This is a genomic window from Staphylococcus sp. EG-SA-2 (assembly GCF_017152085.1).
The window spans coordinates 12,700-27,394 of the sequence record NZ_JACYHC010000906.1; the positions used below are offsets into that span (position 1 = coordinate 12,700).

At 27.7% G+C, this 14,695-nt stretch carries 14 protein-coding genes and 3 pseudogenes; 8 read left to right on the forward strand and 9 right to left on the reverse strand.

What is annotated here, in order from left to right:
- Nucleotides 1–120 precede the first annotated feature (120 nt).
- On the reverse strand, nt 121–540 hold the full coding sequence (locus IDG60_RS16035) for a MarR family winged helix-turn-helix transcriptional regulator (protein ID WP_000418036.1): 420 nt from the start codon (nt 538–540) through the stop codon (nt 121–123).
- 123 nt (nt 541–663) lie between these two features.
- On the opposite strand from IDG60_RS16035, the gene IDG60_RS16040 reads away from it, so the two are divergent.
- Nucleotides 664–1,635: an oxidoreductase gene (locus IDG60_RS16040; protein ID WP_000481285.1), complete on the forward strand. Its 972-nt coding sequence runs from the start codon at nt 664–666 to the stop codon at nt 1,633–1,635.
- A gap of 171 nt (nt 1,636–1,806) precedes the next feature.
- Here IDG60_RS16040 and IDG60_RS16045 read toward each other — a convergent pair whose 3' ends face one another.
- Nucleotides 1,807–1,899, reverse strand: a complete 93-nt coding sequence (locus IDG60_RS16045) for a type I toxin-antitoxin system Fst family toxin (protein ID WP_001791613.1) — start codon at nt 1,897–1,899, stop codon at nt 1,807–1,809.
- Between the two features lie 282 nt (nt 1,900–2,181).
- On the opposite strand from IDG60_RS16045, the gene ser reads away from it, so the two are divergent.
- Entirely contained in the window at nt 2,182–2,961 is a 780-nt protein-coding gene (ser, locus tag IDG60_RS16050; protein ID WP_000932627.1) for a staphylococcal enterotoxin type R, read from the forward strand.
- Nucleotides 2,962–3,050: 89 nt separating this feature from the next.
- On the opposite strand, the gene sej is transcribed toward ser, so the two are convergent.
- Both sej and IDG60_RS16060 read right to left on the reverse strand, forming a co-directional pair.
- Entirely contained in the window at nt 3,051–3,857 is an 807-nt protein-coding gene (sej, locus tag IDG60_RS16055) for a staphylococcal enterotoxin type J (protein WP_000750881.1), read from the reverse strand.
- A 156-nt stretch (nt 3,858–4,013) separates the two neighbouring features.
- Complete coding sequence (locus IDG60_RS16060; RefSeq protein WP_000144396.1) at nt 4,014–4,181, reverse strand: hypothetical protein; 168 nt, start codon at nt 4,179–4,181, stop codon at nt 4,014–4,016.
- Between the two features lie 364 nt (nt 4,182–4,545).
- On the opposite strand from IDG60_RS16060, the pseudogene IDG60_RS27675 reads away from it, so the two are divergent.
- The 3 genes and pseudogenes from IDG60_RS27675 to IDG60_RS16070 all read left to right on the forward strand — a co-directional run.
- Nucleotides 4,546–4,638: pseudogene (locus tag IDG60_RS27675) on the forward strand (hypothetical protein); the annotation flags it as partial.
- A gap of 113 nt (nt 4,639–4,751) precedes the next feature.
- Entirely contained in the window at nt 4,752–5,528 is a 777-nt protein-coding gene (gene sed / locus IDG60_RS16065; RefSeq protein ID WP_000714364.1) for a staphylococcal enterotoxin type D, read from the forward strand.
- A 594-nt stretch (nt 5,529–6,122) separates the two neighbouring features.
- Nucleotides 6,123–7,160, forward strand: coding sequence for a DUF4238 domain-containing protein (locus IDG60_RS16070; protein ID WP_001173532.1), 1,038 nt, complete (start codon nt 6,123–6,125; stop codon nt 7,158–7,160).
- Nucleotides 7,161–7,362: 202 nt separating this feature from the next.
- On the opposite strand, the gene IDG60_RS16075 is transcribed toward IDG60_RS16070, so the two are convergent.
- From IDG60_RS16075 to IDG60_RS16095, 5 genes and pseudogenes are all read right to left on the reverse strand, one after another.
- Nucleotides 7,363–7,458: a type I toxin-antitoxin system Fst family toxin gene (locus IDG60_RS16075; protein ID WP_000493115.1), complete on the reverse strand. Its 96-nt coding sequence runs from the start codon at nt 7,456–7,458 to the stop codon at nt 7,363–7,365.
- A 539-nt stretch (nt 7,459–7,997) separates the two neighbouring features.
- On the reverse strand, nt 7,998–8,810 hold the full coding sequence (locus IDG60_RS16080; protein WP_000053348.1) for a hypothetical protein: 813 nt from the start codon (nt 8,808–8,810) through the stop codon (nt 7,998–8,000).
- A gap of 1,057 nt (nt 8,811–9,867) precedes the next feature.
- Nucleotides 9,868–10,545, reverse strand: a complete 678-nt coding sequence (locus tag IDG60_RS16085) for a hypothetical protein (RefSeq protein ID WP_000559654.1) — start codon at nt 10,543–10,545, stop codon at nt 9,868–9,870.
- 710 nt (nt 10,546–11,255) lie between these two features.
- Nucleotides 11,256–12,000: pseudogene (locus IDG60_RS16090) on the reverse strand (protein rep); the annotation flags it as partial.
- Nucleotides 12,001–12,067: 67 nt separating this feature from the next.
- Nucleotides 12,068–12,838, reverse strand: a complete 771-nt coding sequence (locus tag IDG60_RS16095; protein ID WP_000848990.1) for a DUF536 domain-containing protein — start codon at nt 12,836–12,838, stop codon at nt 12,068–12,070.
- A 443-nt stretch (nt 12,839–13,281) separates the two neighbouring features.
- Between IDG60_RS16095 and IDG60_RS16100 the strand changes: the two genes are divergently transcribed.
- From IDG60_RS16100 to IDG60_RS16110, 3 genes and pseudogenes are all read left to right on the forward strand, one after another.
- Entirely contained in the window at nt 13,282–14,226 is a 945-nt protein-coding gene (locus IDG60_RS16100; protein ID WP_001132443.1) for a replication initiator protein A, read from the forward strand.
- Between the two features lie 19 nt (nt 14,227–14,245).
- A pseudogene (locus IDG60_RS22605) lies at nt 14,246–14,544 on the forward strand (protein rep); the annotation flags it as partial.
- Nucleotides 14,545–14,548: 4 nt separating this feature from the next.
- Nucleotides 14,549–14,695 (forward strand): hypothetical protein, encoded by a 147-nt coding sequence (locus IDG60_RS16110; protein ID WP_001092935.1) that lies wholly within the window; start codon nt 14,549–14,551, stop codon nt 14,693–14,695.

Here is a 14,695-nt window from a genome sequence, read left to right on the forward strand (position 1 = left end):
TTTGGATAGTAGGTTTTTCAGGAATAAAAGTATAGTTGGCTTTAATATATAATTAAGCTAAGCTATCATTTATATTTACTCGATTATAATTCGCACTTCAACGTTTTAATAACGTAAAAATTAAAACGTAGTTTCATTTATCTTTAGTAATATCTTTTTAAACACTACAGTTTCTTCATTAGTTAAATTAGCGAAGTAATTATTATTAAGTTGATAGGCTTTCTTTTCTAATGTTGGCCATAAGTCTTTTGCTTTATTTGTACTGTTTATTAGCACAGTTCTTCTATTTTCATTATCAGTTTGACGTGTTATTAGATCCTTTTTGGACATCTTATCTAATATTCCAGATATTGTTGAAGGTTCTAAATTTAAAGTATTACCAATCGCTTTAGGTGTATTCAAATTACTATTAATCAAGCAATTCAAAACACCATATTCTGCTGGAGTAATATTATAGGGACTTAATAAACTTTTAAAATGTTTAAACACTCTATTCTGAGAAGTACTCAACAAATAATTTATACAATTATCTAATTCCACAACTAAAACCTCTCTTAAATCATTAGTATTGACTCGCTTATCATATCATGATAAGTTTTGTAGGAAAATAGTTTTGCAACAAAAACATACCTCTACAAAACAATTGTGAAAGAAGGCTAATAAATGTTCAATGCGGTAGTAGTGAGAAAAAGTGCATCAAATGTTAGTTATAAAGTAGAAACCGTTGATGAATCTTATTTATCGAAGGGTGATGTCTTAGTAAAAGTGGTATACTCTTCAATAAATTATAAGGATATGCTAGCTTTACAATATAACGGCGGTGTAATTAGAGATTATCCTATGATTCCTGGTATAGATTTTGCAGGTATTGTTGAATCAAGTTCGAATGATAAGTTTAAAGAAGGCGATAATGTATTAGTTACTGGTTATGATGTCGGCGTGACACATACAGGTGGATTTTCAGAATATGCACAAGTGCCTGGAGAGTGGATTGTTCCTATTCCCCAAGAAATGTCTATTAAAGAGTCTATGGTATATGGCACAGCCGGTTTTACGGCAGCATTATCAATTTTTGAACTAGAAAAATATGGAATGAATATCAAATCACAACCTGAAATTTTAGTGTCTGGGGCTACAGGTGGTGTGGGCAGTGTTGCTATACAAATTTTACGTAAAATTGGATATGAAAATATCACTGCTATCGTAAGAAAAGAAAAGCAAATAGAAATCGCAAAAAAATTAGGTGCAAAACAAGTAATAATAATTGAAGATGATAATAAACCACTTAAAAAAGGTATTTTTGATTATTTCCTAGATACAGTAGGGAATAATGTAACATTATACGGTTTAAAACGTCTAAATTATCAAGGTGTTGCTACTGTATGTGGAAATGTAGCAGGAAATTCACTTAACGCTAATATATTACCGTTTATTCTTAGAGGTATTAAATTAATTGGCATTGATTCTGTATGTGTTGATCATAATATCCGTGAAGATATATGGAGTAAGTTAGCAAATGAATGGAATATAGGAAATTCACTTCTATACAATGAAATTGGATTTGAAGAATTCTATAAAACGATAGATCAGCTTTTAAAAGGACAACATTTAGGAAGAACTATTTTAAAAGTATAAGTATGAGTATTCATTAATATATTTACTATTAATTCAATCATTTTGCATTTCTCTACTAACCAGTGTTATAATCTAGATAACGAAAATGATTAACAATTAATGCACCAATCCCCACACTATTGCAGTAGTGTGGGGATTTTTTCGATGCTGGCTTATAAAGTCGCCTATTAATTATTTGTTGCGTTTACTAAGCCAATAAGTATAATACGCAACAGCACAGCCACTGATGACTGGTGCTATGATGTGAACGAAAATGATTAGCAAAGTAATGCACCTCCTCTCTGCGCCTAAGTTGACGACTGAGAGATAGGCGACTTGTATATTATATCATCTCTGAATATTGGATTGAATCGCCTACTTTCTTAAATTAACAACATCTATTCTCATAGAATTTGTCTAATTAAGTGTAGACGATTCAGAAGTATATTTTTTGAGCTTAGATATTTTGCTAAAATATGTTTAAATTGTTAACGTTTCAGCATTTTAAACATTGCCTAATTTTATAATCTTTATTTATGTTATATTAAATAAAAAAGAGGTGTATTCATGTTAAATAAAATCTTACTTTTATTGCTCTCTGTTACTTTTATGTTGTTATTTTTCTCTTTACATTCAGTAAGTGCTAAACCAGATCCAAGACCTGGAGAATTGAATAGAGTTAGTGATTATAAAAAAAACAAAGGTACTATGGGGAATGTTGAATCCTTATATAAGGATAAAGCGGTAATAGCAGAAAATGTTAAAAATACTAGACAATTCTTAGGACATGATTTGATTTTTCCTATTCCTTATTCAGAATACAAAGAAGTTAAAAGTGAATTTATAAATAAAAAAACAGCTGATAAATTTAAAGACAAACGGTTAGATGTGTTTGGAATACCCTATTTTTATACATGTTTAGTACCTAAGAATGAATCAAGAGAAGAATTTATTTTTGATGGAGTTTGCATATACGGGGGCGTTACAATGCACTCCACAGCTGATAGTATATCCAAAAATATAATTGTTCCAGTTACTGTAGATAATAAACAACAGTTCTCTTTTACAATTAGTACAAATAAAAAAACGGTTACGGTACAAGAGCTAGATTATAAAGTAAGGAATTGGTTGACTAACAATAAAAAATTATATGAATTTGATGGGTCGGCATATGAGACGGGTTATATCAAATTTATTGAAGAAAATAAAGATAGTTTTTGGTACGATTTGTTTCCTAAAAAGGATTTGGTTCCCTTTATACCTTATAAATTTGTAAATATTTATGGAGATAATAAAACTATAGATGCTTCGAGTGTTAAGATAGAAGTTCACCTGACTACAACGTGATTCATACGGTTGATACTTTTGATACTTTTGATAGATGTACTACGTATATGATTTTTTTATAGTAGGTTCTGCTCTTATTTTTAATAAGTCTACAGAACCAAAGGTAGACTTATTAATACAATTAGGCTTGTATATAAATATATATCGATATGCATGTTTTCAGATTCTATGATTTTATTATCTTGGTATATTTTTAATAATTTGTCTGGATATTGACCTATAACATTAAATAAATCATAACTAACCAACGGTTCTTTTGAGGTATGAAACACGATTAGTCCTTTCTGAATTTTACCATCAAAGGTACTAGGGTTGTATAAATTATATTGTTTATGTAAATAATATCTTGCCTGAAGATCTAGTTCTTGAATGGTTACTTTTTTCTTATTTGTTTTAACTATATCTAGCGGAACAACAGTTCTGATGCTATCAATCCATAAATTAATAGGTATTTTTTTAGTATCATAAAGTTGATTGTTTTCATGCAGTGTTACTCCACCATACATACATGCTGTTTTATTTGGTTTACCACCAGAACATTGAAAACCATAATAAGATCCGTATAGATCTACTTGTTTGCCTTTAAACTTATTAACTGTTTCTTTTGAATCGAATTGTACCAATAAGTCGTTATACTGTGAATGACTTATGAAAAAACTTTTAAATAATAGTGTGTAATCTAAAAATTGATCTTCTGTCATTATCTTTTCAGAGATACCCTTTTCGTTAAAGAAGTATATATGTCTGAGGTTATTTAAAGTAATACTACTTAACTCTGATTTTTTGTGCAAATTCTTTTCTTTAATTGTTTCATTTTTGCTATCGCTGTAAACTAAAGGGGTTATTAGTAGTGTTAACGTCAGGGAGAAAATCAGTATAAATATTGTTTTTTTCATTGTGTTAACTCCTTAAATATAAGTTAGCTGCATTTAGTAATGCTGGCTGATTCTTTTATCATGCAAGACTTTAAAAAATAGGATGTTGAAATATTGAAGATAGAAATAAATATTATACTTAATCAAATTACTTACAATTAAGAATATTTTAAGAGATTACTTTTTAGAAACTTCAAATTTTAATAATTTGTCTACTTTGGGATTGAACTCTGCTGCTTTAGCCTCAACATTGGCAACAGGCACACTAACTAATCCGGCTGTTCCTATGGCACCAGTTAATATTAATCCAGACATAGCTACTTTTGTTAATAAAGAAAAAGTCATAGTTATCCTTCTCCATTCTTTTATTATTTTTTAACAACTATACTATAAATACATCATGATGTATTTATAGTATAGTTTTTTATATTAAAATAAAATTACTACGAATTAATAATTATTAAAATATTTATTTAAAAAATATTTAAATAAATATAAAGTATATTTAAAATTTTATTAATGATGGTTTCTTCGATAAAATGTTTTAATTATTAAGAGAGACTTGATCTGTTTAGACCAAGTCTCAAATTATTAAAGATAATATTTGTTGGAGTGTATGAAATGGATCAAATATATTGATATAATGAAAGTGAGCAAGTTGGATAGATTGCGGCTAGTCTCTTGAAAAAAGGGATTCCTATGTTTATAGTTGGTACTTCTAGGAAGGACTAGCATGTCTTATTTCGAAATGCTGATGGTTGTATTAACAATTATGAGTTTAGTCTTAATTAGTAATCAAAACTCTGAATGTATTGTCTACATAATCGGTGTAACAATAATATATATCCGAAAGATTAAAGTACTCTATAAAAGAATCATTTAAAGGTGCTCAAATTTATTGAAAAAAGGTGGAATATGAAAAAATTTAACATTCTTATTGCATTACTCTTTTTTACTAGTTTGGTAATATCTCCTTTAAACGTTAAAGCCAATGAAAACATTGATTCAGTAAAAGAGAAAGAATTGCATAAAAAATCTGAATTAAGTAGTACCGCGCTAAATAATATGAAACATTCTTATGCAGATAAAAATCCAATAATAGGAGAAAATAAAAGTACAGGAGATCAATTTTTAGAAAATACTTTGCTTTACAAAAAATTTTTTACTGACCTTATCAATTTTGAAGATTTATTAATAAACTTCAATTCAAAAGAAATGGCTCAACATTTCAAATCTAAAAATGTAGATGTTTACGCTATAAGATATAGCATTAATTGTTATGGTGGTGAAATAGATAGGACTGCTTGTACATATGGAGGTGTCACTCCACACGAAGGTAATAAATTAAAAGAACGAAAAAAAATACCAATCAATTTGTGGATAAATGGTGTACAAAAAGAAGTTTCTTTAGATAAAGTTCAAACAGATAAAAAAAATGTTACCGTACAAGAATTAGATGCACAAGCAAGGCGCTATTTGCAAAAGGATTTAAAATTGTATAATAATGATACTCTCGGAGGAAAAATACAGCGCGGAAAAATAGAGTTTGATTCTTCTGATGGGTCTAAAGTCTCTTATGATTTATTTGATGTTAAGGGTGATTTTCCCGAAAAACAATTACGAATATACAGTGATAATAAAACATTATCCACAGAGCACCTTCATATTGACATCTATTTATATGAAAAGTAGTCAATTCAAATACTTTAACATCAGACACTAAAGCCATTTCAAAGAATGCTAAAGATTTATTAATCGGTATCGAAAAAATTCAGGAGACTTACTAGATAAAGCAAAAGAAAGAGCTAATAATCTAAATATTGAAGAAAACAGAAACTTATAAAAATATGGGGTGGAATTTTACAAATTATACAAGCTATCATCAATTTCTTTTCAAGCTTATTTAATCGTCTTTTAATAAATGTGTAGGAGATTTTAGATGCTATCAATAACATAGTCTTAAAGAGAGTTGTAACGAACGTAATAAATTATAATAGTAGTTTACCTGGGTCGAATAAAACGATATGCAATGCATTTGTTGATGACAAAAAATGTATTACATATCTAAATTAATCCATAGAAAATGCCAATTCTTGATATAATATCACTTTGCAACAGAACCGTTGCCCCATCTCAAGTGCCTTCTACTTACTTTTAATATTCATTTAATATATTGTTGATGAATTTTTAATTGTAATATACATTATTTAACTTAATAATTATATTTCATCATTATGTGAGCGCTTTTAGCGAACAAAAATTAACTTAGACTAGAGATGGATAAATATGGCTTTAGGTATATTATCAAAATTGGCAATGGCAGGTATTGTTTTAACTAGCGTTACAGGCGCTGCAACTCTAGGAGGCGTTTCTAGTATTGCTCATGAAGTACATGCAGAGGAAAACGCTAATCAAGAACACTTTGAGAAAACTTTAGAAGGTAAGGTATTAAATTTCAAAGATGTATTGAGTAAAAATACAATATCAATAAAAGACTTCAGTAAAGCAGTTGAAAATGAATTGAAAAATAAAGGCTTTGACCCTAGTGAGTATAAACTTAAATTTAAGGTAAAAGTAGGACATAGTGTGTATCAAAGTAGTGATGGAGGAAATTTAATTGTTGGTAATGAACATATTGGCACTGCAACTGCCGAATTCAATCCTACTAAACACAAATTAGGGGTATATGAATCTGAAATAGAAAAGATTATTGATTATATTATTAAAAATATTACATCTAAGGACTTAGATGTTTCAGTAAATATGCAAAACAAGATTTTTCAATATATTCATTTACAATATTTACGTACTGACGCCGGAAGAATTAATTTTATGAATTTAATTGAAAATCCGTTTACATATAAACCTAGAAAAAAACCTATCGATCTAGATGAAATACAAAAACACAAAAATACAATAATAAAGTTTAATGAAATTTTTAAGCAAGGCAACAACCTAGAAAACTTATTAAAAAGAATGAAAAAACCATCTAACATGAATTTTCATATTGCAATAAGTGAAGATAATTTATTAACTAGTGATAATCCAGTAATCGCTACTGATAATTGGAACCAAATAATGCTTCCAATTACTCCAAATATTCTTATAGAATTTCAAGAAGATAAAATTAACTCATCTAACGATTTAAGAGTAATATTAAAAAAAAATAAAACAAGATATGTAAATGAAGCAACAATTAATACAGCAAATTATTTTATTATATCAAATAAAGAGTTTACCCGTTATCAATATAAATATATAGACAATCGCTTTAATAATAAGAATTGGGAGATTGGTTATCCTCATGTAAATTTGAAAAATTAAAAACTTTTCTAGCATTATACATATTACAACTTTTGTTCCTTCTTTTTAATACTATTGAAAGATTGTTTTTTGCATTTCTCCACTAACTAGTGTTATAATTTAGCCAACAAATAGTGTACTAGCATGATAAACACCGAGCCCGATAACTACTGCGAATAGTTATCGGGCTCTTTTGGTGTATTAACTATATGTCGTCGCTAAATTACTTCTCACGATTATTCAGCCAATGAGAAAATAATGTGAGTATAACTCCTACTACGATAGGAGCTATAATAGTTACAAATAGTGTACTGAACATGATGTCACCTCCTTCCATGCTAAATACAGCACAGAAGTAAACGACGACCTTTGTATTATATCATTTCTAATAATTGAGTTACAGATAACTTCCGATAAGTTAAATTATGAAAACCATTCTCTCCAATTCTTTGTAGTTATACATAAAAAAGTATATGGCATCACCATCTTAATTATAAAATCACCTGTTCAATTTATCCCTAGTTCAGTATAAAGTCTTTTCAAAAATAAATTAGGTATTTATAGAGTAAGAGATCTAGACAGTAATAAAGAATCTGAAAAATACTTAATTAAAACATCCCAATCCCACCAAACTACTATTACCATTAGTAGAATTGATCCGCTTATTAAGGTATCTCTTGTTGATAAACCTTTTTGAGTTTTACTACTGTTCCTTTATTTTCTCTGAATATAACTTTATGTAACTCATCATAATGTTTAAATAACTTACATCTCATATATGCTTTATACACAAGTGTAAATTATACTTGTGTTAATTACACTTGTGTAACTTACACGACTATTTTTCAATTATCAAAATTAGACCTTTTTAAATAAACTTTTATAAACAATGTAGACAACGTAATATAATTCTATGATCAGTATCAATGGCAAAGTAAAAAAACTGATATACATAAATATATCTGTCCATTTTTGTAATTTAGTAAACATATCAATTATGCTCGGTAAATTCCAAGCTAAATAAACTGTTGGAATACTACATATAAAAATAAAAATGGAGATTCTCTTTTTTTTGCTTCTGTCTTGAAATTTTAAAAAGATTTTTTGTATATCTTCCATTGCTATCCATGATTTTTTATCTTGTATTTTAAATGTTAAATTATCTATATCTGTAACATTCTTTTCAGTTTGAATACCTTCGCCATCTTTTAAAATTAATTTATCTTTTCCGTTGATATAGACACGGTCAATGATTTCTCTTTCTATAACCTCGTTATTATTCTTTTCTAAAAAGAATCGCTTATTTCTACGTTCTCCAAGAAAAGGAATTGTAACTATTGGAAACAACATGGCATACATAATGATTAAAATGGTGAATGAACCAATGTTATCCCATTTAGATATATATTCCATAACTTCGTCTTTAGGATAGGCACTCAATGAAAAAAATATCATCGACACCAAATATATCAGTGCTCCAATAGTAATCAAAATAAATAACCGCGTATTTTTTAATACCATCTTTATTTTCTCAACATTTCGAGTCTGATATAAGTCATTTTTATTCAATAGTTTTACAATACTAATAACAATAGGAATTAAAATTAAAAACCACACATCTTTAAGAATATCGTATAAACTCATCCAAAATTCTATGTCCTTTAAACTCAATTTTCACACCTCATTATGATATAAATAAATTGTTAATCCTTATCTTTTATACCTTTATTTATATCCTCAATCAAGTTTCCTTTTGGCGTTAAAATGGATATATCTTTGTTATTTATTCCACGCATGAATGTTTTGAATTTCAATACATTTTAACTATAAAATAGCTCAAACTTTTTTAACTGTTGTTATCATGTTTAATAATCTACTGATTCAAGTAACGCTAAAATTTTGTCTTGTTTACTCGCAACTGCTTTTAAATTTTTTGTATTTTGCGCTTGCTGATATGATTGTTCTGCATATGATTTTTGACAACTTTCCAGTGGATATAGCTGTTCTAATGTTTCTGATATTAATTCATTTCTCGATATGTTTTTCTCTTTAGCTAATCCTCTTAATCAATCTAGCAATTCACAATCTACATTTCTAATTTTCAGTTCTTTGTTAGCCAAAATAACCCAACTTTTCTCATTAAAAAGGTGTCACACTTTTGTGACACTAACAAAATTTTGGCCCCCACATCAAAAAATACTAGATCCCTTGAAATATCTGGCTTCGCCAGATCACCCATTTTCAAATGGGTACAAATTCCCCTTATGCTCTTACAAGATTTTTACTGATTTTCACGTTTTTACTAAAACGCTCATAATATACATATAATTTTTTCATACCATGTAAGAAAAAATTATCAAATCAAATGTTAAAAGCACTAATTTTTACACTATATTTAAGATGTATCTATAACAAAAGAAGTGTTCAAAATAAAACCATAAAATATTGTTACCTACCTGATGAAAATAGAACATGTATTTATCAATTTTCCCAACTTATATCTCATTTTAATTTGGTTAATAAACAAGATTGGATTACATTTTCTAAATATGATTTTATACAAATCATTTATTACGATCACTTTAAAATCAAACATATTTATGTTTATCTTCGTAGACGCATTCCCTTTTTATAGCGTTATACTATTTATAATAGCTTGTTATTTCTATATAGTATCAAGACAAGAAGAAACTCGTTTCACTCGTTCCAAAAAACGCTTTATCATTATTCACAATTTATCAAAAATAATAGAATCATAAACAACCCATGGTCCTTGAATCGCTCTTTCATAAGTGATATTTACTGAAACAGTCTTATTTACACAAACATATTTACCTTTATTAGCAAAATCATGATTATATAAAATTTTTACATCAAAATCTATTGTAAAGTTAGATTCTGTAAAGTCATTTCTATTTAAATACATGGCACCTAATAATAAAGCTGAAAAAATACTTGGTAATCTCAATTCGAATGAATCTCCGCCATCAAGAACTGATATTTTTTCTTTTGTCGTTTCTTCCAAACCAAAAACTTTATCCCAACCATAAGTATCATTACCAAACATATCTTTTTCTATATCAAAATTGTTTTCTTTTTCTTCTAATGCTTTACTTAATAAATAATCAAAAGTATCATTTTTCCTCACATCAATAGATACAGACAAATCTATAATTCTTACTTGCGTTGTATTAATAAATGTTAATAAAACATCATATTCCTGTAGCTTTTCGTAACCTCCAATATCTAAATTAATACCTATGTAATCTACAGTTTGCTTATTTTGAGATTCTAAAAAAAGTTGAGGTCTTAAAAGATTATTATCTTTTTTTCTCTGATAAAACACAGTATATATTGAAATACCTAAAGCAAAAATAGATATTCCTAAAGAAATACAAGCAATCAAATCAATAATCCTCCTTTAAATTAGTTTAAATAATCATATCAATTTTTTTAGAAGAATAAGCAGTCAAATTATTAAAAATTTATTCCAATTGCTTTATTGACGATGAGTAAAAGTATCGAAAGTTTTAATCTTCATGATATCTCTCCTTTTATAAAAAATAGCAATCCTTATTACAATGTTAAATGCCCTTATTTTGAATTTTAAGGGGCATTTTAAAGGTTTAGGGGTAAATCATATATTTTTTCTATCCAAAACTTATATACGCTTTTAAAACGAAAATATGAGCCAAATACATATATGCTAATTTCACAAACAAAAATTTCAGCAAAAACAATGACTATTTTGTAACACTGTCCATTTACATGCAAATTAAAAATTAGCATAAAATCCTTTAAAACTTTCCCGTGTTTTTCTAAATTCCTGCAGAGCGTTTTTTATCAAAAATCGAGAATTTTTAATTTATCTCTAAGAACTCTGTAAGAGCATAAGGAGAATTTGCTATCATTCAAAAATGATAGGTCTGGCAAAGCCAGACATTCTAAGGGTTTTAAGTAATTTTAAAGTGATATCATAAAAAGCTGTAGTGTCACGCTTTTGTGACACAATATATTGCGGTTGTCACAGTTTTGAGACACTACATACAGCATTTGTCACAAAAATAAGACAGTACTTTTTTACAAAAAAATCAATAAAAAAGACATCAGTCATCACTAATGTCTTAAATAATAATTTTGCTTTTCGAAATTCCAAATTGCTGTAATTGAATGTGCTTTTTCCTCTTCGTCTGTTGTTTTATCTTCGTCACTTGTATTAATTAAATTACCATCTTCAACATTATCTAAATTTAAAATTTTATGCTTTTGTTTAAGCAATCTACCATAACTTAACATACGTTTTCGATACAAACCTTTTTCTAGATCACTGATAATTTCTTGATTTTTTTCATCGCTATCAGTTAAAAAGTCAGATGATTTAACGGAATATTTTGATGTCTCCTTGATAGCAGACGCAATATCTTTATCTCCTTTTTGGTTTGATCGCTTTAATATTTACGACAGGTCGATAATTTACTTTTAATGCTTGTTGCCATAAATCAACCAATTCTGTTTGTGTAATATATTTTTTCTTTCTAAAATACGCATTTTCAACACACAACAAAACGTGCATATGTTGATTATAACTACCGTCATTTTTATTAACTGTTACTTCAGTTGAATGCATAAAGCCAATTAAATTTTTACTGATTTTTTTATATTTAAATAATCTTCTAAACGACTCAGTTAAATGTGTTAAATTTTGTTCTAACGTATCTCCACCTATTGCATTTCGTATTGATAATGTAAGAAACAACCAACGAGAATTCGGCTTTTCTTTAAACACTTCTTCAATCACTTTTTGGGATTGATAACTATTTTTCATAGAACGTCTCCAATTACAAACTGGACATAACTTTGATTACCAGAAGTTCTCACTATATAAAAGGCACTAAAAGTTATAAACTTTTAGTGCCTAATTAATTATTTTAGCTACCAAACAAACGACTCCAAAACCCCTTTTTAGGTGTTTCTACTTCCCTGTCCTCAGGTCCACTCTCTATTTCTTCAGATAGTTTATCATCTCTCTTTAATACGTCTTCGTTTGCACTGTCATCCTTTTTCGCTTTAGTTATGCCCTTATGATTTAATTCTGCTTCTATTGGTTGTATTTTCTTTTGTTGCTGGTTGCTATTTTGATATTCTTCAGTAAAAGTTGCTTCTTGCGGATTAATGCTTTGTCTATCATTAGTCGCTGTATCAAAAGAGTAATTAAGCTGTCTTTCTTCTTCTAATTGGTTTTCTAGTTTTTGAATCTTTTTATTACTTTCTAAAGCTAATATTTGTTGATTCTCCAACAGTTTATTTAATGTATTAACATTGCTATTTTGTTGATCTAGTTGTTTAGTTAAATTCTCAATATATTTTTCATCATTTTTAGCTCTAGTTTCAAAGATTTCTATTTGCTTTTCTAATTCATTTACTTTTGTTTTTAATGACTCAAAACTATTTGAATTATTGTATATATGCTTTTCAAACTCTGCAGTATTTTCATTAAATCTTTCTTTTTTTATTGATTCTTTATTTTGCATTGTCCTTTCTTTCTTAGTGATCTTTTCTATAATTTTTAAACAATCATTATCATTAATATAATTAATTCCATTTTCTTTTTTAAAAGATATATTTAAGTTTTTAGCATTATTAACAATAGTTTGTTTAGTTACATTCAATTCATCAGCAACCATTTTAATAGTTTTCATAACATTCATCCTTAGGTACATAAATTGGTACCTAAATTTTACCACCTAACAAATATTTTTTCATCTTTCGATATCTAAATTTACTACCTATTTCACTAATTTAGCACCTAATTAGCCGTTAAAACCTTCTATAGGTGGCTAATTAGGTGCTAAATTAGTGAATTTTTATCATTTTAAAGTTACAATGTTCTTTCAACTAAACTTAAAAAGCTTTATATACAATCTTAAAAGTGTTAATATTACTTTGTGAATATTAAAAGAGTCGATACTATTGGCGTAGCATCGACTCTCGGTAATAAAACGATTCGCATTCGTCTGTTTATATAATTTTTTGATACTTGTATTATATATATCTAATCATATAAGTGCAAGTACAAAACATATAACCTACGTAAAAATTGTTTTATTACCTCTATCCAAAAAGTGGAAATGAGGTTTTTATTATGCCCAATTTTGAGAAATACAATTTATCACAAGTAAAAACTGAAAGATTTTACCAACTGCCTAAATATTTGTTCGAAGATGCATATTTTAAGAAAATGTCAGCAGAAGCCAAAATTATGTATGCATTATTAAAAGATCGTTTCGAATTATCCATCCAAAATGAATGGGTAGATAGAAATAATAACATTTACTTTATTTTCAGTAATAAACATTTGTGCGAGTACTTAGGTTATGGAGAACAAAAAATCATAAAATTGAAAAAAGAGTTAGTAAATTTTAATTTATTAACTCAAGAGCGTGTTGGCCTTAATAAACCAAATAGATTATATTTATTAAAACCAAATTATGATATTGAAGCAAGTCTTACCAAGGAACTTCCAAATTCACAGTTCCAGAACAATGAATCTGGAAGTTCTAGAACTGTGAATTTAAGTGGTCAAGAACTTCCAAATTCACAGTCTAATGATACTGAGTTAAATAATACTAATTATATAGAAAATGAGGATAATGATACGTATGATATGAATGATATTATATCTAATACTTTAATAAATAATAATCATCATTCGAATCATACAAATCATCAAAAAACTGAATTTAATAATGACGCCCTTAAGTTCCAAGTACTCGAAGAATTGCCACAACAACTTCAAGACTATTTAAGTAAATTTGAAATTAGAGAAATTCGGATTATTAAAAGCGTATTACTCAAAGGGAAAAAGTCATTTAATACTTCACATGATACTTATTATCGTTTAGAAGATGTTGAGTTTGAAATTGTAAGTGTATTGAAACGTTTTAAAGCGATGTTGCTACAAAAGAATGAAACCGTTGAAGCTATGCAAGGTTATTTAATGCAATCCATTAAAGCTGAACTTGAAGAAACACATGCCCTTTATATGCGCCGTAAAAACATGAAACAATATAATATCTTTAATCAATAATTCAAATGATTTTATAACAATCAAAGAGACATCAAAATATTCCGTTAAATCATCTGACTTTTTAACTGATGACGACGAAAAAAATCAAGAAATTTTAAGTGATCTAGAAAAGGTTTGTATCGAAAACGTATGTTAAGTTATGGTGGATTACTTAAAGAAAAGCATAAAATTTTAAACTTAGACGATGCCGAAGATGGTAATTTGATTAATACAAGTGATGAAGATAAAACGACAGACGAAGAAGAAAAAGCACATTCGATTACAGCAATTTGGAATTTCGAAAAGCAAAATTATTATTTAAAAAATTTAAGGAGTTAAAAATATGAACACTAAAATTTTAACTGGAATGACTGGAAGTTCTTTAGAACGAAAAATCAATAATTTTATTAATGATAACCAAATCGAAGTCATTGATATTAAGTTTTCAAGTTCTGTATTTTATTTTGGGGTAATGATTATTTATAAATAA